The following is a 23611-nucleotide window of genomic DNA, read 5'->3' as shown; positions in this document are numbered from 1 at the left end:
GTTCGAGCGGCCGGAGGTGTTCCCATGAGCGCGAAGAAGTCCGAGGCGGCCGTCGAGCCCGCCCGCGAGCGGATCCTGCGCGCCGCGATCGCCGAGTTCGCCGCGCACGGCTTCGCGGGCGCGCGGATCGACCGCATCGCCGCCTCCGCCGGGCTGAACAAGGAGCGCCTGTACGCCTACTACGGCGGCAAGCGCGGGCTCTTCGTCTCGTCCGTCGTGGGCGCGGTCCAGGAGCTCGACACCGTCCTGCTGGCCGAGGCCGTCGACCTGCCGGATCTCGCCGTGCGGATGTTCGACCACGTGTGGGAGCATCCCGAGTTCCTCCGCCTGCTCACCTGGGCGCGGCTCGAGGGCCCCGGCTTCTGGGAGGAGGCGAGCGAGCGGCTCGGCGCCACCCCCGCGCCCGAGGCGCGCGTGCGCGAATGGCAGGCGGCCGGAGTGGTCGACGCGGGCTGGGCGCCGGAGGACGTGTTCATCGCCCTGCTCGGACTGTGCGAGATCTGGCACCTGACGCCGTTCACCGACCGCTCGAGCGGCGACGGCGTGCGCGAGCGGCGCCGGGCGTTCGTGGTGCAGGTCGCGACGCTGATCGCGGCTCCCCCGGCGAGTGCCGCGCTCACTCCGCGGTCGTGAGCCGCTCCAGGTAGCCGGCGAAGGCCAGCAGGTCCGCCTCGGGCCACGCCTGCAGCGCCCTCTGCATCCGCTGCCGCTGCTCGCCGCCGAGGTCGGCCATGCGCTCGCGCCCGGAGGCGGTGAGCGCGAGGAACCGGGCGCGCCCGTCGGCGGGGTCGACGGTCATCTCGAGCATGTCGAGCTCGGCGAGCTGCCGCACCTGGCGGCTGATGACGCTCCGATCGACGCCGAGGCGCTCGGCCGCGACGCTCGCGTGCACCGGGCCGCAGCGCTCCAGCATCCGCAGCAGCCGCAGGCCGAACGGAGGCAGCGACGGGTCGATCGCGGCCGCCGCGTCGCGCACGGCGCTGCGGACCTGGACGGCGAGCGCGGTGATCTGCTCCTCGACCTCCGCCAGTGCGCGCGCCGACGCCGCGCCGGGAGCGGATCCCGGCGCGGCGTCGAGGACTCCGGAGGGAGTCATCAGTGGCGCTCGACCACGTCGATCGAGCCGGTCGGACGGGCCTGTCCGACCGGACGCAGCCCCGCCTGGCCGTCGGCGGTCGCGATGAGCGCGTCCTCCGCGTCCTCGACGGTGCGGGTCGACGGGCTCGTCGGCTCCGACTTCAGCTGGATCGCGTTCTTGGTGCCGAGGTCGACGTTCGGGAGCAGGATCACGGCGATCAGGGTGATGACCGCGAGCGGGATGCTGAAGAGGAACACGTCGCCGACTCCGATGCCGTAGGCGCTCTCGACCACGATGCGGATCGGCTCGGGCAGGGTCGCGACCTGCGGGATCGTGCCGCTGCCGAGGGTCTGGGCGGCGATCGCCTGGTCGGCGGGCTCGAGTCCCGCGATGCCGCTGCCGATGCGGTCGGTGATCACGGTGCCGAGGATCGAGCCGAGGACCGAGACGCCGATCGTGCCGCCGAGGCTGCGGAAGAACGTGACCGCGCTGGTCGCGACTCCGAGGTTCTTCACCTCGATCGAGTTCTGCACCACGAGGACGAGGTTCTGCATCAGCATGCCGAGCCCGGCGCCCAGGACGGCCATGTAGATCCCGACGAGCACCAGGTTCGTGTCGTAGCGCAGGGTGCTCAGCAGGTAGGTGCCCACGACCGCGAGCACGCCGCCCGAGACCATGATCGCCTTCCACTTGCCAGTGCGCGAGATGATGCCGCCGAAGATCGTCGAGGCGATCAGCAGACCCGCCATCATCGGGATCGTGAGCAGTCCCGACTGCGTCGGGGTGGCTCCGCGCGAGAGCTGCATGTACTGCGCGAGGAACACCGCGGTGCCGAACATCGAGACGCCCACCGAGACGCTCGCGACGACCGCGAGGCTGAAGGTGCGGTTCGCGAACATGCCCATCGGGATGATCGGCTCGTCGACCGTGAGCTCGACGATCACCGCGGACACCAGCAGCACGACGGCGCCGCCGACCATGAGCGCGGTCTCCCACGAGGCCCACTCGAAGTTCTTGCCGGCGAGCGAGACCCAGATCAGCAGCAGCGAGACGCCGGCCGCGATGAGGACCGCGCCGAAGTAGTCGATCTTGACGGTGCGCTTGGGGTGCGCCGGGAGGCGGAGGGTCACCTGGAGCAGCACGATCGCGACGATCGCGACGGGCAGCGCGATGAAGAAGTTCCAGCGCCAGCCGAACGCGTCGGTGACGACGCCGCCCAGCAGCGGGCCTCCGACGGTGCCGACGGCCATCACCCCGCCGAAGAGGCCGGCGTACTTGCCGCGCTCCCGGGGGCTGATGATGTCGGCCATGATGATCTGGCTCAGCGCGGCGAGACCGCCGGCGCCCAGGCCCTGGAAGACGCGGAACACGATCAGCATGTTCGTGTCCTGCGAGAACCCGGCGGCCGCGGATCCGATCACGAAGACCGCGAGGGCGAGCTGGATCAGCAGCTTGCGGTTGAAGAGGTCGGCGAACTTGCCCCAGAGCGGGGTCGAGACGGTGGTCGCCAGGAGGGTCGCGGTGACGACCCAGGTGTAGGCGTTCTGGTCGCCCCTCAGGTCCGAGATGATCAGCGGCAGCGAGGTCGAGACGACCGTGCCGGCGAGGATCGAGACGAACATGCCCAGCAGCAGGCCGCTGAGCGACTCGAGCACCTGGCGGTGCGACATGGCCCCGTCGGGGCCTGCGGGGGTGTGGCGGTCCGGGGCGGCGGCCTCCGGAGCGATGCGCTGTGCGCGGGACATACGGCTCCTCGATTCGACATCTGCGGTCTTGGTTGATGAGGATCAACTATTGACCTACTGCAACTATATAGCCGAGCGTGGGTTTTCGCCAGAGGGGTCGCGGAAGGGACCGAGGAGTCGTCGACGCAGTGGTCTCGGTCTCTCACGCGCACTCAGCGCGAGGAGCGGACGACTCCTCGGCGGCGCAGGACGACGACCGCGACCACCGCGGCGACGACGAGCGCCGCGAGCACCGCGACTCCGACGGGCGATCCGGCGGCGGCGCCGATGACGGCCCACAGCACGGCGAACCCGACGGTCGCGTAGACGAGCGCCCAGGCGAGGCACCCCGGGATCATCGCGAGCAGATAGACCGGGAAGCGCATGCGCGCCGCTCCTGCCGCCGCATTGAGCACGGTCTGGAAGCCCACCGTCAGGAAGCTCACGGTGACCGCGGGCGCACCGTAGCGGGCGAGGACGGCCGAGGCCCGGCGCATCGGCGGGGACTCGAGCCACCGGCCCCAGCGGCGGGAGGCGGCGCCGGCCACGATCGCGCGGGCCAGCCAGTAGGTGGCCTGGGCGCGGAGGAAGACGATCGCGAACAGGGCGGCGAGCAGCTCCACGAAGCCCAGCTCGCTGAGGAATGCGGGCACGGGGCCTCCTCCTGCTCGACGGACCTGCGCAGCGCGCACTGCACGACGCTCACTGCACAGGCAAGGCTACCCTCACCCGCTGGGGCGCGACCCGGGCGCCGGCCGCTCCGCTCTAGGCTCGACGCATGGACAACATCGACCGGAAGATCCTCGATCTGCTGCGCCAGAACGCCCGGGCGGGCTACGGCGACATCGGCGGGGTGGTCGGCCTGTCCGCCTCCGCCGTGAAGCGCCGGGTCGACCGCCTCGTGGCCGACGGCGTGATCCGCGGCTTCACGATCAAGGTCGACCCCGCCGTCGACGGCATGGCGACGGAGGCGTACGTCGAGCTGTTCTGCCGGGGCACCGTCGCCCCCGACGAGCTGCGTCGGATCCTGTCCGCTGTCCCCGAGGTGGTCGACGCCGGCACGGTCACCGGCTCGGCCGACGCGATCGTGCACATCCGATCGCGCGACATCCCCAGCCTCGAGCTCGCGCTCGAGAAGGTGCGCATCGCCCCCAACGTCGACCACACGAGGTCGGCGATCGTGCTCTCGCGCCTCATCCAGCGCGGCGAGGCGTAGCGCCCGGGTCGCGCGCCGGTCTCAGTGCGAGCGGCCCGCGACGACATCCGCGAGGGTCGCCAGCGGCGACGTCGTCGGCCGGCCCCGCGCCTCCGCCGCGTCGGCCAGGCCGTAGGCGGTGTAGAGCGTCGTCACGGCGAGCCAGCGCAGCGGCTCCGGCTCCCACTTCCGCACGCGGTGGTCGACCCACGGGAGCCCGGTCAGCGGCGTGCGCTCACCGGCGCCGAGGTGGTGGAGGACCAGATCGCGGAGGGTCCTCCCGGCGAGGTTCGTCGCCGTGACGCCGGTGCCGACGAAGCCGCCGGCCCGGCCGAGTCCGGTCGCCCGGTCCAGGCCCACCGTCGCGTGCCAGTCGCGCGGCACCCCGAGGACCCCCGACCAGACGTGCTCGATCCCGACGCCCCGCAGCACCGGGAAGAAGCGCTCGAGGACCGCGCGCAGCCTCCCGACGGTCCGCGGGTCGGTCGCCCCGTCGACGTCGAGACCGGAGCCGTAGCGGTACGGCACTCCCCTGCCGCCGATCGCGATGCGGTCGTCGGCCGTGCGCTGCGCGTACATGTAGGCGTGCGCGAGGTCGCCGAGCGTCTCGCGCCCGGCCCAGCCGAGCTCGTCCCACACCGCGGGCGGGAGCGGCTCGGTCGCGATCAGGGACGAGTTCATCGGCAGCCATTCCCGGCGGTGGCCGGCGAGCTCGGCGGTGAAGCCCTCGGTCGCCCGGAGCACGATCCCGGCGCGCACCGCCCCCCGCGCGGTGATCGCGACCCCCGGACGGATCTCGTCGACCCTCGTGTCCTCGTGGATCACGACCCCGAGCGCCTCGACCGTGCGGGCGAGGCCCGCGGCGAGCTTCGCCGGGTGGATCCGGGCGCAGTGCGGGTGCCACAGGCCGGCGGACGTGCCGCTCACCGCGATCCGCGCCGACGCCTCCGCGGGGCCGAGCAGCTCGACGTCGGTGTGGGCGCGCGCCTGCGCCGCGGCGACCGCGGCCTCCAGCCGCCGCGCCTGCGCCGGGCCACGGGCGACCTGGTACTCGCCGCCCTTCACGATGTCGGCGTCGATCCCCTCGGCGGCCGCGACCGCGATCACCTCGTCGACCGTCCCGTTCACCGCGAGCTGGAACTCGTCGACCGCATCGCGGCCGTGCGTTCGGGCGTAGGAGGAGACGCCCCCGGTGATCTCGTTCGTCAGCCAGCCGCCGTTGCGGCCGGACGCGCCGAAACCGGCGAAGCGCTGCTCCAGCACCGCGATGCGCAGCTCGGGAGCCGCCTTCTTCAGGTAGTAGGCGGTCCAGAGACCCGTGTAGCCGGCCCCGACGATGCACACGTCGACGTCGAGCGGCCCGGGCAGCGCGGGACGCGGCTCCGGCCGCCCGATCGAGGACCACCAGAACGAGACGTCGCCGTTCACCGGCCCCGTCGAGGGCATGCGGGTCAGTACATCATCGAGGGGAAGGACTGCGACATCTCCGACAGGAGGGCGCCCGCCCAGACGATCCCGACGACGAACGACACCGCGATCACGCCGAGGAGGATCCACAGCGGCAGCAGCCCGCCGCCGGTCACGCGCTTCACGACCACGCTGCGGCCGATCACGTAGACGTAGGGCGCCGCCAGGAAGGCCCAGGCCCAGTGGAAGGGCCGCTGGATCCCCGCCCTCTTGAGCTGGCGCCAGTCGAGGAACGCGAAGACGACCTCGGCCGCGTAGATGAGGAAGCCGATGACCTGCACGGCGCCGAGGCCGAGGAGGTACGCCGTCGACACGCCCATCGACGAGCTCGGTCCGTAGGCCGAGCTCATCGCCGACTCGACGACGAGGTCCGGCGGGAGCAGCAGGATCGACAGCGCCGAGAGCAGCGGCAGCAGGACGACGACCCAGATCCAGGGCGTCGAGCTCACGATGCCCGGGTCGCGGGGCTGCGGGGCGGTCGAGCGGGGTGCGGAGGCGTAGGGCTGCGGAGCGTACGGGTTCTGCTGTCCGTAGGGGTTCTGCTGGGCGTACGGGTTCTGGGGGGCGGACGGGTTCTGCTGCCCGTACTGCGGCTGCGCCGGAGCCTGCTGGCCGTACTGCGGCTGCGCCGGAGTCTGCTGGCCGTACTGCGGCTGCGCCGGAGCCTGCTGGCCGGGCACAGCACCGGAAGCGATCGGACCGGGTGCCGCCGGACCGGAGGCCGACCGACCCGACGCCGACTGCCCGTAGCTCGTCGTCTGACCGCTGGACGTCTGGCCGTAGAGCGGCGGCGACGGCGGGGCGACGGGCGCCGCGGGGGCGACGGGAGGAACGGGGGCGACGGGCGTCGCGGCCGGAGCATCGCGCAGCGACTCGGTCCAGCCGGAGCCGTCCCACCAGCGCTGGCGCGGGGATCCGGCGGGGTCGGGGTACCAGCCGGCGCGCGGTCCGGTCGAGGCACCGGCCTCGCCTCCGCCCGCGTTCGACTCGGCCGCCGTGCGCTCGTTCTCGTCGCTCATCGCGTTCTCCGCTCCCCTCCGGGCGCCGTGCCCGCATTCCTCCTGAAGGGTAGCGTCGCCCGGTCCCGAGGCGCCTGAGCACGGGCGGCGAGCATCCGATGAGACGCCGATGAGCGGGCGGGGCGGGCGGAGGCTGCGCAGGCGGAGGCGGCGCCTCATCACGAGGGAGGAGATCGCCGCGCGATCGTGTCGCGGGGCCGCGGGGCTCGCCTACGGTGAGGCCATGTCCAGCCGCCGCCGCTCCCTGCTCCAGCTCGCTCCACCGGCGCTCGGCGCGCTGTTCGCCGCGTTCTGGTGGTCCGCCGAGATCGGCCGCCTCGCGACCGCCCGGCAGATGCTCGACCTCGCCGTGGTCCTCGTGCCGATCGCCGTCGCGATCGCTCTGTGCATCGCCCGCCCGGCGCTGGCTCTGGGACTCGTGGCCGCGGTCCCCCTCGTGCACCTGACCGGTCTCGCGCTCGCCGGATCGACGACCTGGCCGATCCTCGAGGGCTCCCTCGTGGTGGCCTTCGCCGTCGCCCGGTTCGGACCCGCCCGCCTCCGCTGGGTCGGTCTGCTCACCGGCGCGGTCTGGGCGACGGCGGTCGGCTTCTCCCTCGTCTACTCCGGCGGCTGGCTGAGCTGGACCGGCATCGGCGAGACGTGGGACCACCCGGGCCTCGCGCTCGGCTGGGCGAGCGGCCTGGCCGCCGCGCACGCCCTGCTCTGGGCGGTCTCGTGGAGCGCGGGCACGGCGCTGAGCCTCGCCGCGAGGAACGAGGCGGCGGACGAGCGGATCGAGCTCACCGAGCGCGAGCTGCTCATCGCGGGCTACGAGCTGCGGGCGCTCAAGGAGCGCACCGAGATCGCCCAGGAGGTGCACGACGTGCTCGCCCACTCCCTCGCCGTCGTGATCGCCCTGGCCGACGGCTCCCGGTTCCTCCGCCGCACGGATCCCGAGTCGACCGACTCCTCCCTCCTGCGCATCGCCGAGACGTCCCGCTCTGCCCTGGTCGACCTGCGCGGCCTGATCGAGGGGCTCACCGACGAGACCGACCGGCCCCAGCCCGGGCTGTCCGACCTCCCCGATCTGGTCCGCCGCTTCGAGGGCACGGGTGTGCACGTCGAGCTGCGGGAGCTCGGCGACCGCGGCGGTCTCACCCCCGCGCAGGAGCTCGCCGTGCACCGCATCGTGCAGGAGAGCCTGACCAACGTGCTCAAGCACGGCGGCACCGACACCGTCGCCTCCGTCTCCCTCGCCTGGGACGGACCCGGGCTCCTGCTCACGGTCTCGAGCCGCCCCGGCGACGGCGCACCCGCCGCCCGCTCCGCCCACCGCGGCTTCGGCCTCGCCGGGATGGAGCACCGCGCCCGGCTGGCGGGCGGCTGGCTGAGCGCCGGCCCGGATCCGGACGGCTCGTTCCTCGTCACCGCCTTCCTCCCCACGACCGTCACCGCACGGGGTCTCGCGGACGGGGTCGCCGCGTGAGCGCGGCGGTCCGCGTCGCGCTCGTCGACGACCAGGAGCTGTTCGTCCACGGTCTGCGCATGCTGATCGAGTCGCAGCCGGATCTCGTCGTCGCCGGCACCGCCTTCGACGGGGAGGCGGGAGTGGCGCTGGTCGCCGCCGAGCAGCCCGACGTCGTGCTCATGGACATCCGCATGCCGCTGCTCGACGGGCTCGAGGCCACGCGGCGGATCACCGGCGGCGAGGGCGCCGAGCGGACGCACGGCCCGCAGGTCGTCGTCCTCACCACGTTCCGGCAGGAGGAGGCCGTGTTCCGCTCGCTCCGCGCGGGCGCCGCCGCCTTCCTCACCAAGGACGCGACACCGGAGCAGCTGCTCGCCACGGTCCGCGCCGTGGCGGTCGGCGACGCCCCGCCCGTCGACGCCGGCGCGCTCGTGCGCCGCTTCGCCGCCGGGGACGGCCGGCGCCGGGCGGAGGAGGTGCTCGCCGCGCTCTCCCCGCGCGAGCGGGAGATCTACGCGCTCGTCGCCAAGGGGCTCGGCAACGCCGCGATCGCGAGCGCCTCCTTCATCAGCGAGGCCACGGTGAAGACCCACGTGCGCAGCGTCCTGGTGAAGCTGGGGCTGCGCAGCCGCGTGCAGATCGTCGTGCACGCCTACGAGAACCGGCTGGTCTGAGTGCCGCGTCCGCCCTGGGCCAGGATGGACGCATGCCGCACCTGATCCGCGCCCGCGCCGCCCTCTTCGACATGGACGGGACGCTGGTCGACTCGACCGCGGTCGTCGAGACCATCTGGCGCGACTTCGCCGACCGCTTCGGCCTGGACCGCGCGATGATCCTCGCCTCGGTGCACGGGGTGCGCGCCGAGGACAGCGTGCGCCGCTTCGCCCCGCCCGGGAGCGACGTCGCCGCGATCGTCGCCGAGCTGAACGCGTACGAGCTCGAGCACACGGAGGGGACCGTCGAGATCCCCGGCGCGGTCGCGTTCCTCGCGGCGCTGCCCCGCACCTCCGTCGCACTCGTCACGTCGGCGAGCCCCGCCCTCGCGGCCGGCCGGCTCGAGGCCGCCGGGGTGCCCGCCCCCGATGTCGTCGTCACGGCCGACGACGTGCTGCACGGCAAGCCCGCCCCCGACGGCTACCTCGCCGCCGCCGAGCGCCTGGGCGTCGCGGCCGCCGACTCCGTCGTCTTCGAGGACGCCGAGGCGGGCATCCGCTCCGGGCTCGCCGCCGGGATGCGCGTCGTCGTCGTCGGCGGCCACGACAGCCCGACGACCGAGGGGCTCCCCCGCATCGCGCACTACTCCGACGCGCGGGTCGACGTCGAGGGCGACGAGCTCCTGATCACGTTGGGCTGACGAGAGCGGGTCCGGACTGACGGGAGCGGGTCCGGTCTGACGAGAGCGGGTCCGGACTGACGAGAGCCGCTCTGGACCGACGAGAGGCACCGCCGACGAGAGCGGGCCCCCGCGATCCGAGGATCGCGGGGGCCCGCTGCCGAGGGACGAGGATCAGAAGTCGAAGTCCGCGATGTTCTCGGCGTCGAACACGAACGGGTCGCCGAGGAGCACGGTCGCGTCCTCGCCCACCTCGAACGTGCCGAGGTCGCCCGCCTCGAACGAGTCGCCGGTCTCGCCGGTGATGTCGCCGTCGATCAGGGCCTTGGCGGCGTAGGCCGCGAGGTAGCCGAGGTCTCCCGGGTTCCACAGCGCGAACGCGGTGACGGTGCCGTCCTCGACGTACTCGCGCATCTGGTTCGGCGTGCCGAGACCGGTCAGCGCGACCTTCCCCTTGTAGTCCGAGGTCGAGAGGTAGCGGGCGGCCGCCGCGATGCCGACCGTCGTGGGCGAGACGATGCCCTTGAGGTCGGGGTGCGACTGCAGCAGCGCCGCCGTCTTGTCGAACGAGGTCTGGTCGTCGTCGTCGCCGTAGACGGTGTCGACGAGGGTGACGTCGGGGTGGTTCGCCTCGAGCTCCTCGGTCATCAGCTCGATCCAGGCGTTCTGGTTCGTGGCGTTGGCCGAGGCCGACAGGATCGCGATCTCGCCGGAGTCGCCGATCTGCTCGGTGATCAGGTCGACCTGCGCCTTGGCGATGCCCTCGGCGGTGGCCTGGTTGATGTACAGGTCGCGGCAGTCGGCGTTCGTGTCGGAGTCGAAGGTGACCACCTTCACGTCGTTGTCGCGGGCCTCGTTCAGCGCGTCGCAGATCGCCTTCGGGTCGTTCGCCGAGAGCACGATCGCTCCGGCGCCCTGCTGCGTGAGCGTGTTGATGTAGGAGACCTGCGCGTCGGGGGTCGCCTCCGACGGCCCGACCTCGGCGTACGTGCCGCCGAACTCCTCGATCGCCTTCTCGCCACCGGCGTCGGAGGTGTCGAAGTACGCGTTGCCGAGGTTCTTGGGGAGGAAGGTGATCGCGTAGTTCGCGTCGCCTCCTCCCTCGGAGCCCGAGTCGGAGTCGGAGCCGCCGGCGGAGCAGCCGGTCGCGACGAGCGCGAACGCCACCGCCGCTGCTGTCACGGAGCCCAGGCGCCGGAGCGCGCGGCCCTTCGTGGGAAACGTCATCGTTTCGTCCTTTCGATTGGAGTGCGGGTCCGGCCTCCGCCGGCCCGGTGCGGGAGGTGCTGTCGGTGCGGACCGGTCACGGGCGCGGGCCCGGGACCGATCGGGGTGTCCCGGGGCGGGTGCGCTTCTTCTGCACCCAGCCCAGGAGGCTGGTGGACACCACCGAGAGCACGAGGAGCACTCCGGTGATGATGTTGATGACGTCGGAGGTGACGTTGGCCAGACGCAGTGCGCTGGCGAGGATCCCGATCAGCACGACGCCGGCGAGGACTCCGTGCAGAGCACCGCGACCGCCGAAGATCGAGACCCCGCCCAGCAGCACCGCGGCGATCACCTGGAGCTCCAGGCCCGTCGCGTTGTCGCCGCGAGCCGAGCCGTAGCGCAGCGTGAAGTAGACGCCGGCGAACGCCGACACCACGCCCGAGAGCAGGAACAGGACGAACTTGGTCCGGTTCACGTTCACGCCCGAGAAGGTCGAGGCCTCGTCGTTCAGGCCGATCGCGTAGATCCCGCGGCCGAAGGACGTGAAGTGCAGCAGCACCGCGAACACGATCGCCAGGATCACGATCGGCACGACGATCGTCGGGATCGGGGAGTCGCCGATCTTGGACGTCGCGAGGTCGGTCCAGAACTCGGGGAAGTCGGTCACGGCCGTGGTCCCCAGCAGCCCGACGGCGAGGCCGCGGTACAGCGCGAGCGTGCCGATGGTCACGGCCAGCGACGGCAGGCCGACCACCGTGATCAGGAACCCGTTCAGCGCTCCTCCCACGGCCCCCGCCAGCAGGGCCACGAGCGCGGCGACCGCGAACGGAGCGCCCGCCTGGGTGAGGATGCCCGTCAGCACGCTCGCCAGCCCGACCGTCGAGGCGACGGAGAGGTCGATCTCGCCCGTCACGATGATCAGCGTCATCGGCAGGGCGATCAGCAGGACCGGGGCGATGTCCAGGAGGAGGTAGGTGACGGTGATCGGGCGGTCGAAGTTCCGCACGGTGGCGGAGGCGACGAGCACCACGAGCACCAGCAGCGCGATGATCGCGGTCTCGCGGGTGAGCAGGATGCGGCGGAGGGGGCCGTGACCGTAGTCGCGGTAGGTCCGCGCCGTGCGCACGGCGGTCGTCTCGGTCGAGAGAGAGCTCATCGCGCGTCGTCCCTTTCTGCCAGGAGCCGGCGGGACTGCCGGATCGAGAGGACGCGGTCGAGCACGATCGCGCCGATGATGAGGACGCCGACGACGGCGCGCTGCCAGAAGTCCTGCACGCCCAGGATCGGGAGGGCCCGGTTGATGGTCAGGAGCAGGACCGCGCCGAGCGCCGCCCCCCAGACCGTCCCGGAGCCGCCGAAGATCGCGACGCCTCCGATGACCGCCGCGCCCACGGCGTCGAGCTCCCAGCCGGATCCGGCCTGCGAGTTGACGGTGCCGTAGCGGGCCGCGTACAGCACGCCGGCGAGTCCGGTCAGCGCGCCGCTCAGCACGAAGGCCGTGAGGATCCGCCGGGTGACGGGAAGGCCGTAGAGGCGCGCCGCGTCCGGCTCGGAGCCGATGGCGTAGAACTCGCGCCCCGCCCGGAGGTTGCGCATGCAGTACCCGGCGACGACCAGCACCACGAGCGCGATGATCGTGAGGATCGGGATGGTCAGGATCTGCCCCGTGCCCAGCGCGAGGAAGTCCTTCGGCATGTCCGAGGCGTTGACCCGGTCGCTGCCCGCCCAGGCCACGTTGATGCCGCGGTAGGCGTAGAGCGTGCCGAGGGTGATGACCAGCGCGGGCACCTTCGCGAAGGCGACCAGCGCTCCGTTGACGAGGCCGAGCACCGACCCGAAGAGGATCCCCGCGATGAAGACGACGATGATCGGCAGACCCGGCACGTCGAGGAAGAGCCGGCCGGTGAGGTACGCGGTGAGCCCGAGGATCGAGCCGACCGAGAGGTCGACGCTGCGGGTGATCACGACGATCGCCTGGCCCACGGCCACGAGCACCAGGATCGACGGCGTCAGCAGCAGGTCGCGCCAGCCGTCGGGCGAGAAGAGGAAGGACGGGTTCTTCACCGTCGTCACCGCGACGAGCAGCACGATGGCGAGCAGGATGCTCGTCTCGCGCGCCGTCGCGAAGCCGCGGAGCCCGCGGGAGAGCCCGCCCGAGGAGGGCTTCGGCGTGCCCGTCCGCGGTCCGGTGGTCGTGGCGGCGCTCATGCGGCGCTCCCTTCGGTGCCGCGGGCGGACGTGCCCGCGGCGGTCGGATCGGCGGCGGTCGGATCGGCGGCGATCGCGCCGGTGCCGCCGGTCGCGGCGAGCATGACGGCCTCGCTGGTCGCCTCGGCGCGCGGGAGCTCGCCGGTCAGTCGGCCCTCCCGCATCACCAGGACGCGGTCGGCCATGCCCAGCACCTCGGGCAGCTCGGACGAGATCATGAGGATCGCCATGCCCTCGCCGGCCAGCTGCGAGAGCAGCCGGTGCACCTCGGACTTGGTGCCGACGTCGATGCCGCGGGTGGGTTCGTCGATGATCAGCACCTTCGGGTTCGTGGCGAGCCACTTGCCCAGGACGACCTTCTGCTGGTTGCCGCCGGAGAGGGTGCCGGCGACCGTGTCGAGCGCGTTGGTCTTCACCTCGAGGCGCCCGGCCCAGATCCGCGCCGCCGAGTTCTCGGCTCCGCGGGTGAGCAGGCCGCCCTTCGTCAGGCCGCGGCGGATGGCCGTGGTGATGTTGTTCGAGACGGAGGCGTCGAGCACCAGGCCCTGCTTGCGGCGGTCCTCGGGCACGAGGGCGACTCCGGCGCGCATCGCGCCGGCCGGGTCGCGCCGGGGCAGCGGGGCGCCGTTCAGCGCCACGGAGCCGCTCTGGTACGGGTCGACTCCGAAGACCGCCCGGGCGACCTCGCTGCGACCGGCGCCCACGAGTCCGGCGAGCCCGACGATCTCGCCGGCCCGGACGGTGAACGAGATGTCGTGGAAGACGCCCGGCTGGGTGAGGCCCTGGACCTCGAGGACGACCTCGCCGATCTCGGCCGGCTGCTTCGGGAACAGCTCGGTCACGTCGCGGCCCACCATCTGGCGCACGATCCCGTCGATCGTGGCCTCGGTGGTCGGCGTCGTCGCGATGTAGGAGCCGTCGCGCATCACGGTGATCGTGTCGCAGAGGGCGAAGACCTCGTCGAAGCGGTGCGAGATGAACACCAGCGCCCGGCCCTCGTCGCGCAGGCTCCGCGCCACGGCGAAGAGCCGCTCGACCTCGACGCCCGAGAGGGCGGCCGTCGGCTCGTCCATCACCAGGACGGAGGCGTCGAGCGAGATGGCCTTCGCGATCTCGATGATCTGCTGGTCGGCGATCGAGAGGCCCTCGGCGGGTCGCTCCGGGTCGATCGCCACGCCGAGCCGGCGCATGAGCTGCTCGACCTCGGCGCGCATCGCCCTGCGGTCGATCCGGCCGAAGCGGTCGGTCGGCTGGCGGCCCATGAAGATGTTCTCGGTGACCGAGAGGTCCGGGAAGAGCGTCGGCTCCTGGTAGATCACGGCGACGCCGGCGGCCTTGGACTGCGCGGTCGAGGTGAAGTCGACGTCGCGGCCGTGCAGCCGGAACTCCCCCGCGTCGCGGCGGTGGACCCCGGCGATGATCTTCACGAGCGTCGACTTGCCCGCGCCGTTCTCGCCGATCAGCGCGTGGATCGAGCCCGAGTGCAGGGTCAGGGTGCCCGAGCGCAGCGCGACGACGGCGCCGAAGGACTTCACCACCCGGGCGAGCTCGAGCGCCGGGGCGGGCGCAGTGTCTGTCACGGAGGTGCCTCCTCGTCGAGGGCAGTGGGATGGGCCGAGCGGAGTGGCGGGTTCCCGCCGCGAGGGCGGGGAGGTCAGAACCTGAATCGATTCATCCGCTGTTCAGGCATACTCTAGGGACGACGACCGGGTCGGTCAAGACGAGCAGTGCCGCTCGTTGCGCGGTCGTGATGGAGGGGAACAGTGGCAGCGAGCATCCGCGACGTGGCGCAGCACGCGGGCGTCTCGGTGGGCACGGTCTCGAACGTGCTCAACCGCCCGGACGAGGTCTCGGCCGAGAACCTCGCGCGGGTGAACTCCGCGATCGAGGAGCTCGGCTACGTGCGCAACGACGCGGCCCGCAAGCTCCGCAACGGCGTCAGCTCGACCGTCGGCTTCGTCGTGCTCGACGGCCGCAACCCGTTCTTCGGCGACGTGGTCCACGGGGCCGTCGACGAGGCGTCCCGCCACGGCATCGCGGTGCTGCACGGCAACACCGACCAGGACGTCGCCCGCGAGCGGCACTACCTCGACCTGTTCGAGGAGCAGCAGGTGCGCGGCGTGCTCGTCTCGCCGCACGGCGACATCACCCGCCGGCTCGAGCGTCTGCGCGAGCGGGGCATCCCCGCCGTGCTCGTCGACCGCTTCAGCGGCGACGGGCGCTTCAGCTCGGTCTCGGTCGACAACGTCGCCGGCGGGCGGATGGCCGTCGACCACCTGATCGCCACGGGCCGGCGGCGCCTCGCCTTCGTCGGCGGCCCGTTCGAGATCCGCCAGGTCGTCGACCGGCTCGCGGGTGCGCGGGTCGCCGCGGAGGACAGCGCGACCCCCGTCGACATCGAGGTGGTCGCCACCTCGGCGCTCACCGTGGCCGAGGGGGTCGCGGCGGGCGAGCGCCTGGCGTCCCGGCCCCGCCGCGAGCGCCCTGACGCGGTCTTCGCCGCGAACGACCTCCTCGCCCTGGGGCTGCTCCAGTCGCTCGCCGCGAACGGGCGGATGCTCGTGCCCGACGAGATCGCGCTGATCGGCTTCGACGACATCGCCTTCGCCGCCGCCGCCGCCGTGCCGCTCTCGTCGATGCGCCAGCCCAGCACCACGATCGGGCGCACGGCGCTGCGGGTGCTGCTCGAGGAGGCCGCCGACCCCGAGCTGATCCCCCGGCAGACCGTGTTCCAGCCCGAGCTCGTCGTGCGGCGCTCGACGGTGCCCTCGCCGCGGCCGGAGGTCAGTACCGGATCGCGTCGATGACCTTGACCCGGACGGCGACGATCGCCGGGACGAGACCGGCCAGCGCCCCGACGAGGGTCGCCGCGCCCAGCCCGAGCAGTGCCGCCTCCGCCGGGAACGGCGGGATGTCCTCGATGCCGTTCTGCTGGATCCAGCCGACGGTCAGCGGGTTGGTGACGAGGATCACCGCGATGGCCACCCCCACGACGCCGGCGACCACCGTCGCGACCACGCTCTCCATCATGATCGAGAAGAAGATGCGGCCCGAGGAGGCGCCGAAGCTGCGCCGGATGCCGATCTCGCGGATCCGCTGCCGCACCGTGACGAGGGCGATGTTGAGGAGCCCGAGCGCCCCGAGGGCGAGCACCAGGCCGGCGACGCCGCCGATCACCCAGGTCAGCACCCCGAACGGATCCGAGTCGTACGTCAGGTAGTCCTGGCGACTCACGTCGGCGTCGATCCCCGGGCCCAGCGCGGCCGCGATGTCGCGCTGCACCGCCTGGGCGAGCGGCTCCGCGATGTCCAGCGGGACCCACATCTCGTAGTTGGGGATCGCTCCGCCGCCGAACGGGTCCTCGACCGCGGGCTCCTCGGCGACGCCCGCGTACCCGTCGGCGAGCATCATCATCGTGGGCTCGGTCTCCCACTGGGTCACCGGGGTCACCCCCACCACGACCGCGGTCGTGTCGCGCTCGGCACCCAGCAGGGTGACCGTGGGGTGCGCGGCGAGGTCGGGTCGCCCGAGGCGGTCCCAGAAGATCTCGCTCACGACGACGGCGGGAGCGAGCCGGAGCTCGTCGCGCTCGGTGAACCAGCTGCCCTCCTCGACCTCGAGCCGGTGCATCTCGGCGTAGGGCTGGTCGACGGCCGTGACGGGCACGTCCACGGCTCCGTCCGCGAACTGCACGCGCGCGGATCCGTAGGTCGTGCGACTCGCGTAGGTGATGCCGTAGCGCTCGAGCACCGTCTCCCACGCCGTCTGGAGCGCTGCGGGGTCGACGACGCCGTCGCCGCTCGTCGTGTAGGCGCTGACGTAGAGGCTGGCGGGGCGCCCGCTCGAGCGCTCGGCCTGCTCGATGCTGGCCTGGCGGGCGATGCCGCCGGCCGCGACGACCCCGGTGAGCGCGGCGACGGCGACCGCCACTCCGATGAGCGAGAGCAGCACGCGTCCGCGGTGGATGCGCAGCTCGGTCCACGCCTCGACGATCGCGCCGGCGATGCCGACCAGGCCGCCCATCAGAGCGCGCCCTCGGGGCCGGTCGCGGGCGCCGCGTGCGCGGGCGCCCGGTCGTGCAGGGTCCCCGCCGAGGAGGCGGTGTCCAGCCGGCCACCGTCGAGCCGGTCGTGCAGGGTCCCCGCCGAGGACGCGGTGTCCAGCCGGCCGCGGTCCAGCCGGTAGTGCCGCTCCGCGCGGGAGGCGATCGCCGGGTCGTGCGTGATGGTCACGAGCGCCGAGCCCGATTCGCGGGCGATCTCGTCGAGCAGGCTCATCACGGTCTCCCCCGTGTCGGTGTCGAGTGCGCCGGTGGGCTCGTCGGCCAGGATCAGCCGCGGACGGCGCACCAGTGCGCGCGCGATCGCGATGCGCTGCTGCTCGCCGCCGGACATCCGTCCGGGAGAGGAGTCGACGCGGTGCCCGAGGCCCACGCGCTCGAGCATCTCGGCCGCGATCTCGCGGCGGCGCCAGAACTCGCGGCCGGAGGCGTAGAGCAGCGGGGTCATCACGTTCTCGCGGGCGGTGCGGCCGTCGAGCAGGTTGAACTGCTGGAAGATGAAGCCGACGCTGCCGCCGCGGATGCGCGCCCGCGCCCGCGAGGACAGGGTCTCGGTCGGCCGCCCCTCCAGCAGCATCCGCCCCTCGGTCGGCTCGTCGATCAGGCCGAGGATGTTCAGGAGCGTGGACTTGCCGGAGCCGCTGCGGCCGACGACCGACACGTGATCGCCCTCCCCCACCTCGAGGTCGACGCCGTCGAGGATCGTCAGCGGGGGCGCGTCGGGGAGCGGGACGACCTTCCGGATCCCCTCGAGCCGGAGGATCGTCACGGGCAGAACACCGAGCCGTCGGGGTTCTGCACGCACTCGCCGCCCTCGACGGCGGCGTCGTCCGCGGTGGCCCCCGGCACGAACTGCAGCAGCTCCGCGCCCTCGTCCACGCCTCCCGTGATCTCGACGCTGGAGCCGTCGGTGAGCCCGAGGGTCACGGGGACCTCCTCGGTCGAGCCGTCCTCGGCGAGCCGGAAGACGACTCCCGACTCGGCCGTGCCCTCGACCGCGGTCGTCGGCACCACCAGGACGTCCTCGGCCAGCCCGCCGGCCAGCGTGACGGTGGCCGCGAGGCCCGGGAACACGGTGACCTCCGCGGGCACCTGGCAGCGGAAGCTCGTGCCGGAGCCGGTCGGAGCCGCCTCGCCGCCGGTCGCCTCGCCGGCGCCCTCGCCCGCGAGCGGCGTGGTGATCGCGAGGCCGGTGCAGGTGAACGCGGCCGGGCCCCCGGTGATCGAGACCTGCGCCTCGGTGGGACGGTCCTGGATCCGGTAGAGCTGCTGCGCGTCGATCGACCCGGTGACGGAGAAGCGGGGCGGAGCGACCTGGCCGGTCACCTCCCCGACCGTCACGGCCTGGTCGTGGATGACGCCGAGGGCGCTCAGCACGCCGTCGGCCTCGGCGTAGACGCGCTCGAAGCGCACCGCCGGGGGCGGCTGCGAGACGCTCACGGTGCCGTCGGCCGCCGTGGTCTCGACCGGGTCGCGCACGGTCTCGACGCGGATGTCGTACACGAGGTCGCCCTCGGCGACCGTCGCGCCCTGCTGGATGTACACGTCGTCGACCGTGCCGACGGCGGTGGCCTTGAGCGGCACGGCCGGATCGGCGGCGACGGAGCCCTGCAGGGTGAGGTCGTTGGTGATGGTGCCGCGCGCGACGGTCACGACCGGCTCGGTGAGCTCGCCGGTCGGGACGGTCGGATCGGCCTCGGCGGCGCTGTCCGGGAAGAAGGCGATCTTGACGAGCGCGATGCTCGCCGCTCCGATGATCACCATCCACACGATCGGGAACACCCAACGTCGTACCGCACTCATCTCGTCCCCCGACTCCGCGCACCGCGCTCGCGTGCTCCCCCCGTGGGGCACTGAGGTGAACCTTATCCAGGCTCCCGCGCGCGGAGTGCGGGACTCGGCAGGCGGCGGTGCGGAGTCATCCCTGAGGAGGAGGGAGGGGGACGGCGAGCTTCTCGAGGACGCCCGCGACGCGCCGCGCGCGGGTGGCCTCGGCCTTCGCCCCCTCGATCGCGGTGACGTGGGCCTTGCGCGCGCTGGGAGAGAGGGCCGCGAACCGCGCGGTCAGGCCCGCGTCCTCGAGCGCCGCCGCGAGGTCGTCCGGCACCGCGACGTCCCTCGGCGCCGTGTCGAGCTCGATCTCGACGTCGAGCGCGTCACCGCCCGCGATCCCCGTGATCGCGCGCTTATCGGCCGAGAAGGGCACGAGGGATCTGCCGCCCATCACGCCCTCGGTGCTCCGGTACTCGAAGCCGTTGACGACGACCCGCACCGCCGGTCTGGCTCCCCCGCCCAGGGCGGCGATCACCTCGGGCGGGACCTCGATCCCGGTGTTGCGGCCGACCTGGTGCATCGTCGTCGAGAAGCGCATGACGGGAGGCTACTCCGGGGCGGACCGCTCTCCGGCGGGCTGCTCGGCCGACCGCTGCTCACCGGAGGGACCGAGCGCCGAGCGCACGGCGTCGACCGTCATCCGCCCGTCGGGATCCAGACGGGTCAGCATGCGCGCCATGATGTCGGCGAGCTGCGGGATCTGCTCGGCGTCGAGAGGGTCGATCACGTCGGCGAGCACCGTGGCCACGTGGCCGGGAGCGGTCGCGACGAGCTTCGCCAGCCCCTCCTCGGTGAGGACGGCGTTCGTCGCGCGCCCGTCCGTCGGGCACGGCCTCCGCTCGAGATAGCCGCGCGTGACGAGCCGGGTGACGACGTGCGAGAGCCGCGGCAGCGTCGCGTTCGTGCGGGTCGCGAGCGTGGTCATCCGCAGCGTCCGGTCGGGCGTCTCCGAGAGCATCGCGAGGGTCATGTACTCGAAGTGGGTCAGACCCGCGTCGCGCTGCAGCTGCTGGTCGAGCGCGCCCGGGAGCAGCTCGACGACCGCGATGAAGCGGATCCACGCGCCCAGCTGCTCGGGGGTGAGCCACCGCGGCTCGGTCGGGGATCCGATGGGCGTCGGCGTTCCAGCGGGCGTCGGGGATCCGGGAGGCATGACGTCACCCTACACCTTTCGTTGCAGCGACAACCTTTTCGGCGCTCGCCGGGCGCGGATCGTCCGCTCAGATCACGTCGTCCGAGAGCGCGATCGGCGTGCCGAACCGGTGGTTGGTGATCGAGACGGCCTGCTCGCGCAGGAAGGGCAGCAGCTCGACCCGGCCGGCCGGAGTGACCGGGTTCGCGTGGATCGCGACGTCCGGCGACCCTCCGAGCGCCTCCGCGAGCGCGGTCGAGAGAGGGATCCGCGACCCGTCGGCGCGCTGCAGCGGGATCGGCTTGCCGGTGCTGCCGCGGGTGATGCCGGTGACCACGTCGGTGAAGGACCGCGTCGCGGTGCGGGCGGCGAGCGCCTCCTCGCCGTCGTGGCCGGGCGATGCTGCGGAGCCTCCCCCGGGGCCGGCGTACTCGTCGACCCGGTCCGAGACGATGTCGCCGACGATGCGGATGCGCGACGCGGTGATGCGCCCGGCCGCCGCGCGCTCGAGCCACTGCGCGTCCGACTCGACGACGACCTTGGGCACGAGCCCGGCCATCTCGGCGAGCTCGTCGCCCGCGAGGATCTCGAGCACCCGCGGCGGCAGCGGGATCGACGTCGAGACGTCCATCCTCGACCGGGTGAGCAGTCCCGCGGCGATGACCCGGAGCAGCTCCCCCAGGTCGCCGCCGTCGGCGAGGCGCAGCGCGATCGGCACCCGCAGGTAGCGGAACAGGTTGCGCTCGACGCCGACCTTCGAGATGTCGGTGACCACTCCGAACTCGGTCGCCCAGGCGAGCTGGTCCGAGAGCGCGGAGCGGCGGAGCAGGTCGAACTGCTCGAACTGCAGCGACGACTGCGCCGCCTCGATGAACCGGCGGGCCCGGTCGTCGAGGCCGCGCAGGTGCAGCGTCGACGACGGGCGCGCGGGCGACGGCTTCCACGAGCCCAGGCCGATCAAGTGGTTCGGACCGCCCGCCTTCGCGCCGCCGCCGACGGATGAGCGCTTCCAGCCGCCGAACGGCTGCCGGCGCACGATCGCGCCGGTGATGCCGCGGTTGACGTAGAGGTTGCCGGCCTCGACGGAGTCGAGCCACAGGGCGAGCTCGTCGGCGTGCAGCGAGTGCAGCCCGGCGGTCAGCCCGTAATCGGTGCCGTTCTGGATCCGGATCGCGTCCTCGAGGGTCGCCGCGTGCATGATCCCCAGGACGGGACCGAAGAACTCGGTGAGGTGGAAGTAGCTGTCCTCGGTGACCCCCTCGCGGACCCCGGGCGACCAGAGCCGGCCGCTGCCGTCCAGCTGCCGCGGCTCGACGAGCCACGACTCCCCCGCTCCGAGCGTGGTGAGGGCGTGCGCGAGCCTGCCCGTCGGCTCCTCGATCAGCGGACCCATGACGGAGGCCGGATCCTCCGGGTACCCCACGCGCAGCGAGGTGACGGCGTCCACGAGCTGAGCGCGGAACCGCTTCGAGCGGGCGACCGACCCGACGAGGATCACCAGCGACGCGGCCGAGCACTTCTGCCCGGCGTGCCCGAACGCGCTCTTCACGATGTCGGCCACGGCGAGGTCGTAGTCGGCGTGGGGCGTGACCACGATCGCGTTCTTGCCGCTCGTCTCGGCGACCAGGGGCAGGTCCGGCCGCCACGAGCGGAAGAGCTTGGCGGTGTCGTAGGAGCCGGTGAGGATCACGCGGTCGACGAGCGGATCCGTGATCAGCGCGCGGCCGAGCGACTCCTCGTCGAGGTCGACCAGGGCGAGGAGGTCCTGCGGGACGCCGGCGTCCCAGAGCGCCTCGACGAGCACCGCCGCCGAGCGCCGCGCCTGCGGGGCGGGCTTGAGCACGACTCCCGATCCCGCGGCGAGCGCCGCGAGCACAGAGCCGGCGGGGATCGCGACCGGGAAGTTCCACGGCGGAGCGACGACCGTGACGCGGGCCGGCACGAAGGTGGCGCCCGTCACCGCGTCGAGCTCGCGCGCTCGGGTGGCGTAGTAGTGGGCGAAGTCGATCGCCTCGGAGACCTCGGGATCGCCCTCGGCGATCGTCTTGCCGGTCTCGGAGGCCATCACCTCGAGGAGCCGGTCGCGGTTCGCGGCGAGCGCGAGCCCGGCGCGGTCGAGGATCGCGGCGCGGTCGTAGCCCAGCCGCTCGCCCCACCGCTGGGCCCGCCGCTCGACGGTGCGCAGCAGCTCCTGCAGCGCCTCCGGAGTCGTGATCCGCGCGGCGTCGGCCGTCGCGGTGCCGATCGTGGAGGTCGCGAGGCGACCGGTGATCAGGCGCGCCCAGCGGCGGTTGCCGGGCAGGGAGGGGTCGGTGTCGGGCTCGTTGCGGAACCCGGCCGTCGCCGCGGCCGCTCCGGAGCCGCGGCTGAGCCCGAGGACCGCCTCGGTGAGCCCGGCGGCCGCGGGGTCGACGGAGTGCTCACCGGCGCGCGCGTGCTCCTGCACGAGGCGCCGACCCGATCCCGACGACCACTCGCGCAGCCTGTCCTGCGTGCGGTTCGGCGCCGGCATGCGGTCGTCGAGCGCCTCGAGCGAGAGGCGGAACCGCTCCAGCTCGCGCTGGAAGACGCTCTCGTCCTCGAGTTCGAACACGGCCGAGAGGAAGTTCTCGGGGCTCGCGTTCTCCTCCAGTCGCCGCATGAGGTACGAGATGGCCACGTCGAACTCGCGCGGGTGCACCACGGGCGTGTAGAGGAGCAGCTGCCCGACGTCCTCCCGGATCGCCCGCGCGAGGCCGGTGGCCATGCCCAGCAGCATCTCGATGTCGACGGCCTCGACCACGCCCCGCTCGTTCGCGAGGATCCAGGCGTGGGCGACGTCGAACAGGTTGTGGCCCGCCACCCCGATCCGCACGGCGTCGGTGCGCGCGGGATCGAGCGCCCAGTCGAGCAGGCGCTTGTAGTTGGTGTCGGCCTCGGCCTTGCTCCCGACGGTCGCGACCGGCCAGTCGTGGATCGCGGCGTCCACCCGCTCCATGGCGAGGTTCGCGCCCTTCACCACGCGCACCTTGATCCGCGCCCCGCCGCGCGCGCGGCGCTCGGTCGCCCAGGCGGTCAGATCCTGCAGCACGCCCAGGGCGTCCGGCAGGTAGGCCTGCAGCACGATGCCGGCCTCGAGCTCGAGCAGGTTCGGGTGGTCGAGGAGGCGACGGAAGACGGCGACCGTGAGGTCGAGGTCGCGGTACTCCTCCATGTCGAGGTTGATGAACTTGGGGGTCGGGCTCATCGCCGCGGTCTCGTAGAGCGGAGTGAGCCGCTCGACGATCCGCTCGACCGCCTCGTCGAAGGCCCACATCGAGAGCTGGCTCGCGATGCTCGAGACCTTGATGCTGACGTAGTCGACGTCGGGGCGCTCGAGGAGCACCCTCGTGCCCTCCAGCCGCCGCAGCGCCTCGCGCTCGCCGAGCACGGCCTCGCCGAGGAGATTGAGGTTCAGCCGGTCGCCGCCCTCGCGCAGCGCCGCGATCGCCGAGCCGAGGCGGGCGTCGGACGCGTCGACCACCAGGTGGCCGACCAGCTGCCGCAGCACGCGCCGGGCCGCCGGGACGACGATCCAGGGCAGGACCGGGCCCACCGCACCGCCGGTGGCGACCGCCGCGCGGAGGTACGGGGGGAGGAAGGCGGGGGTCTTGGCGGTGAGCGCCGCGAGGTTCTCGGCGGCGACCGAGAGGTCCTCGGGACGGGCCACGCCGTCGACGAAGCCGGCCGTGAAGTCGAGGCCGTTCGGGTCCTGCAGCACGCCCGCCAGGCGGCGGGCGGCGGGGTCGGCCTCGAAGGCGCGGCTGCGGATGAGCCAGCGGCGCGCGAGCTTCTCGACGCGCTCGAGCATCGGCTCGACGCCGTCGAACTCGGGCTTGCGCCGCGGCAGACGCAGCGCCTCGCCGGTGTGGTACTGGCCGGTCT

At 73.0% G+C, this 23611-nt stretch carries 21 protein-coding genes; 6 read left to right on the top strand and 15 right to left on the bottom strand.

The window, feature by feature from the left end:
• The first annotated feature begins 24 nt into the window (after positions 1–24).
• A complete protein-coding gene (locus NB037_RS07530; protein ID WP_251944740.1) occupies positions 25–633 on the top strand; it encodes a TetR/AcrR family transcriptional regulator in 609 nt (202 codons plus the stop codon).
• On the opposite strand, the gene NB037_RS07525 is transcribed toward NB037_RS07530, so the two are convergent.
• From NB037_RS07525 to NB037_RS07515, 3 genes are all read right to left on the bottom strand, one after another.
• A complete protein-coding gene (locus NB037_RS07525; protein ID WP_251944739.1) occupies positions 617–1096 on the bottom strand; it encodes a MarR family winged helix-turn-helix transcriptional regulator in 480 nt (159 codons plus the stop codon). The two genes, NB037_RS07530 and NB037_RS07525, sit on opposite strands and share 17 nt — an antisense overlap.
• Positions 1096–2748: an MDR family MFS transporter gene (locus NB037_RS07520; RefSeq protein WP_251944767.1), complete on the bottom strand. Its 1653-nt coding sequence runs from the start codon at positions 2746–2748 to the stop codon at positions 1096–1098. Before NB037_RS07520 ends, NB037_RS07525 begins: the two co-directional genes overlap by 1 nt.
• A 227-nt stretch (positions 2749–2975) precedes the next feature.
• Positions 2976–3455, bottom strand: coding sequence for a DedA family protein (locus NB037_RS07515; RefSeq protein ID WP_251944738.1), 480 nt, complete (start codon positions 3453–3455; stop codon positions 2976–2978).
• A gap of 125 nt (positions 3456–3580) precedes the next feature.
• Between NB037_RS07515 and NB037_RS07510 the strand changes: the two genes are divergently transcribed.
• Positions 3581–4018: an Lrp/AsnC family transcriptional regulator gene (locus NB037_RS07510; protein WP_055786568.1), complete on the top strand. Its 438-nt coding sequence runs from the start codon at positions 3581–3583 to the stop codon at positions 4016–4018.
• A 21-nt stretch (positions 4019–4039) separates the two neighbouring features.
• Here the strand turns inward: NB037_RS07510 and NB037_RS07505 are convergent, their stop codons facing one another.
• Both NB037_RS07505 and NB037_RS07500 read right to left on the bottom strand, forming a co-directional pair.
• Positions 4040–5443, bottom strand: coding sequence for an NAD(P)/FAD-dependent oxidoreductase (locus NB037_RS07505; protein WP_251944737.1), 1404 nt, complete (start codon positions 5441–5443; stop codon positions 4040–4042).
• A gap of 5 nt (positions 5444–5448) precedes the next feature.
• On the bottom strand, positions 5449–6483 hold the full coding sequence (locus NB037_RS07500; RefSeq protein WP_251944736.1) for a DUF2510 domain-containing protein: 1035 nt from the start codon (positions 6481–6483) through the stop codon (positions 5449–5451).
• Between the two features lie 223 nt (positions 6484–6706).
• Here NB037_RS07500 and NB037_RS07495 point away from each other — a divergent pair, with 223 nt between their 5' ends.
• Genes NB037_RS07495 through NB037_RS07485 form a run of 3 tightly spaced genes read left to right on the top strand, consistent with a single transcriptional unit; the run spans position 6707 to position 9287 of the window.
• Positions 6707–7951, top strand: coding sequence for a sensor histidine kinase (locus tag NB037_RS07495; protein ID WP_251944735.1), 1245 nt, complete (start codon positions 6707–6709; stop codon positions 7949–7951).
• Complete coding sequence (locus tag NB037_RS07490) at positions 7948–8607, top strand: response regulator (protein ID WP_251944734.1); 660 nt, start codon at positions 7948–7950, stop codon at positions 8605–8607. Before NB037_RS07495 ends, NB037_RS07490 begins: the two co-directional genes overlap by 4 nt.
• A 32-nt stretch (positions 8608–8639) precedes the next feature.
• Positions 8640–9287, top strand: a complete 648-nt coding sequence (locus NB037_RS07485) for an HAD-IA family hydrolase (RefSeq protein WP_251944733.1) — start codon at positions 8640–8642, stop codon at positions 9285–9287.
• 153 nt (positions 9288–9440) lie between these two features.
• On the opposite strand, the gene rhaS is transcribed toward NB037_RS07485, so the two are convergent.
• The 4 genes from rhaS to NB037_RS07465 all read right to left on the bottom strand — a co-directional run bounded on the left by rhaS (position 9441) and on the right by NB037_RS07465 (position 14263).
• Positions 9441–10493: a rhamnose ABC transporter substrate-binding protein gene (gene rhaS, locus NB037_RS07480; RefSeq protein WP_251944731.1), complete on the bottom strand. Its 1053-nt coding sequence runs from the start codon at positions 10491–10493 to the stop codon at positions 9441–9443.
• A gap of 76 nt (positions 10494–10569) precedes the next feature.
• Positions 10570–11631, bottom strand: a complete 1062-nt coding sequence (locus NB037_RS07475; protein WP_251944729.1) for an ABC transporter permease — start codon at positions 11629–11631, stop codon at positions 10570–10572.
• The gene (locus NB037_RS07470; protein WP_251944727.1) at positions 11628–12683 is read right to left on the bottom strand and encodes an ABC transporter permease; all 1056 of its coding nucleotides are present in this window, start codon (positions 12681–12683) and stop codon (positions 11628–11630) included. Before NB037_RS07470 ends, NB037_RS07475 begins: the two co-directional genes overlap by 4 nt.
• Positions 12680–14263, bottom strand: coding sequence for a sugar ABC transporter ATP-binding protein (locus NB037_RS07465; protein WP_251944725.1), 1584 nt, complete (start codon positions 14261–14263; stop codon positions 12680–12682). Before NB037_RS07465 ends, NB037_RS07470 begins: the two co-directional genes overlap by 4 nt.
• 183 nt (positions 14264–14446) lie before the next feature.
• Here NB037_RS07465 and NB037_RS07460 point away from each other — a divergent pair, with 183 nt between their 5' ends.
• Positions 14447–15490: a LacI family DNA-binding transcriptional regulator gene (locus NB037_RS07460; RefSeq protein WP_251944723.1), complete on the top strand. Its 1044-nt coding sequence runs from the start codon at positions 14447–14449 to the stop codon at positions 15488–15490.
• On the opposite strand, the gene NB037_RS07455 is transcribed toward NB037_RS07460, so the two are convergent.
• The 6 genes from NB037_RS07455 to NB037_RS07430 all read right to left on the bottom strand — a co-directional run bounded on the left by NB037_RS07455 (position 15468) and on the right by NB037_RS07430 (position 23537).
• The gene (locus NB037_RS07455; protein ID WP_251944721.1) at positions 15468–16706 is read right to left on the bottom strand and encodes an ABC transporter permease; all 1239 of its coding nucleotides are present in this window, start codon (positions 16704–16706) and stop codon (positions 15468–15470) included. The genes NB037_RS07460 and NB037_RS07455 overlap by 23 nt on opposite strands.
• A complete protein-coding gene (locus NB037_RS07450) occupies positions 16706–17512 on the bottom strand; it encodes an ABC transporter ATP-binding protein (RefSeq protein ID WP_251944719.1) in 807 nt (268 codons plus the stop codon). Before NB037_RS07450 ends, NB037_RS07455 begins: the two co-directional genes overlap by 1 nt.
• Entirely contained in the window at positions 17509–18525 is a 1017-nt protein-coding gene (locus NB037_RS07445; RefSeq protein ID WP_251944717.1) for a permuted SH3 domain-containing protein, read from the bottom strand. Before NB037_RS07445 ends, NB037_RS07450 begins: the two co-directional genes overlap by 4 nt.
• A gap of 136 nt (positions 18526–18661) precedes the next feature.
• A complete protein-coding gene (locus tag NB037_RS07440; protein WP_251944715.1) occupies positions 18662–19114 on the bottom strand; it encodes a YdeI/OmpD-associated family protein in 453 nt (150 codons plus the stop codon).
• Between the two features lie 9 nt (positions 19115–19123).
• Positions 19124–19729 carry a MarR family winged helix-turn-helix transcriptional regulator gene (locus NB037_RS07435; RefSeq protein WP_251944713.1) on the bottom strand — a complete coding sequence of 202 codons (606 nt, stop codon included), beginning with the start codon at positions 19727–19729 and terminating at the stop codon, positions 19124–19126.
• Between the two features lie 67 nt (positions 19730–19796).
• Positions 19797–23537 (bottom strand): bifunctional proline dehydrogenase/L-glutamate gamma-semialdehyde dehydrogenase, encoded by a 3741-nt coding sequence (locus NB037_RS07430; RefSeq protein ID WP_251944765.1) that lies wholly within the window; start codon positions 23535–23537, stop codon positions 19797–19799.
• Between the last annotated feature and the right edge of the window lie 74 nt (positions 23538–23611).

The sequence above is a fragment of the Rathayibacter rubneri genome, assembly GCF_023743255.1.
In the GTDB taxonomy this organism is placed as follows: domain Bacteria; phylum Actinomycetota; class Actinomycetes; order Actinomycetales; family Microbacteriaceae; genus Rathayibacter; species Rathayibacter rubneri.
Note: the sequence above shows the minus strand (reverse complement) of the source record. Positions and strands in the feature narration are given on the sequence as shown.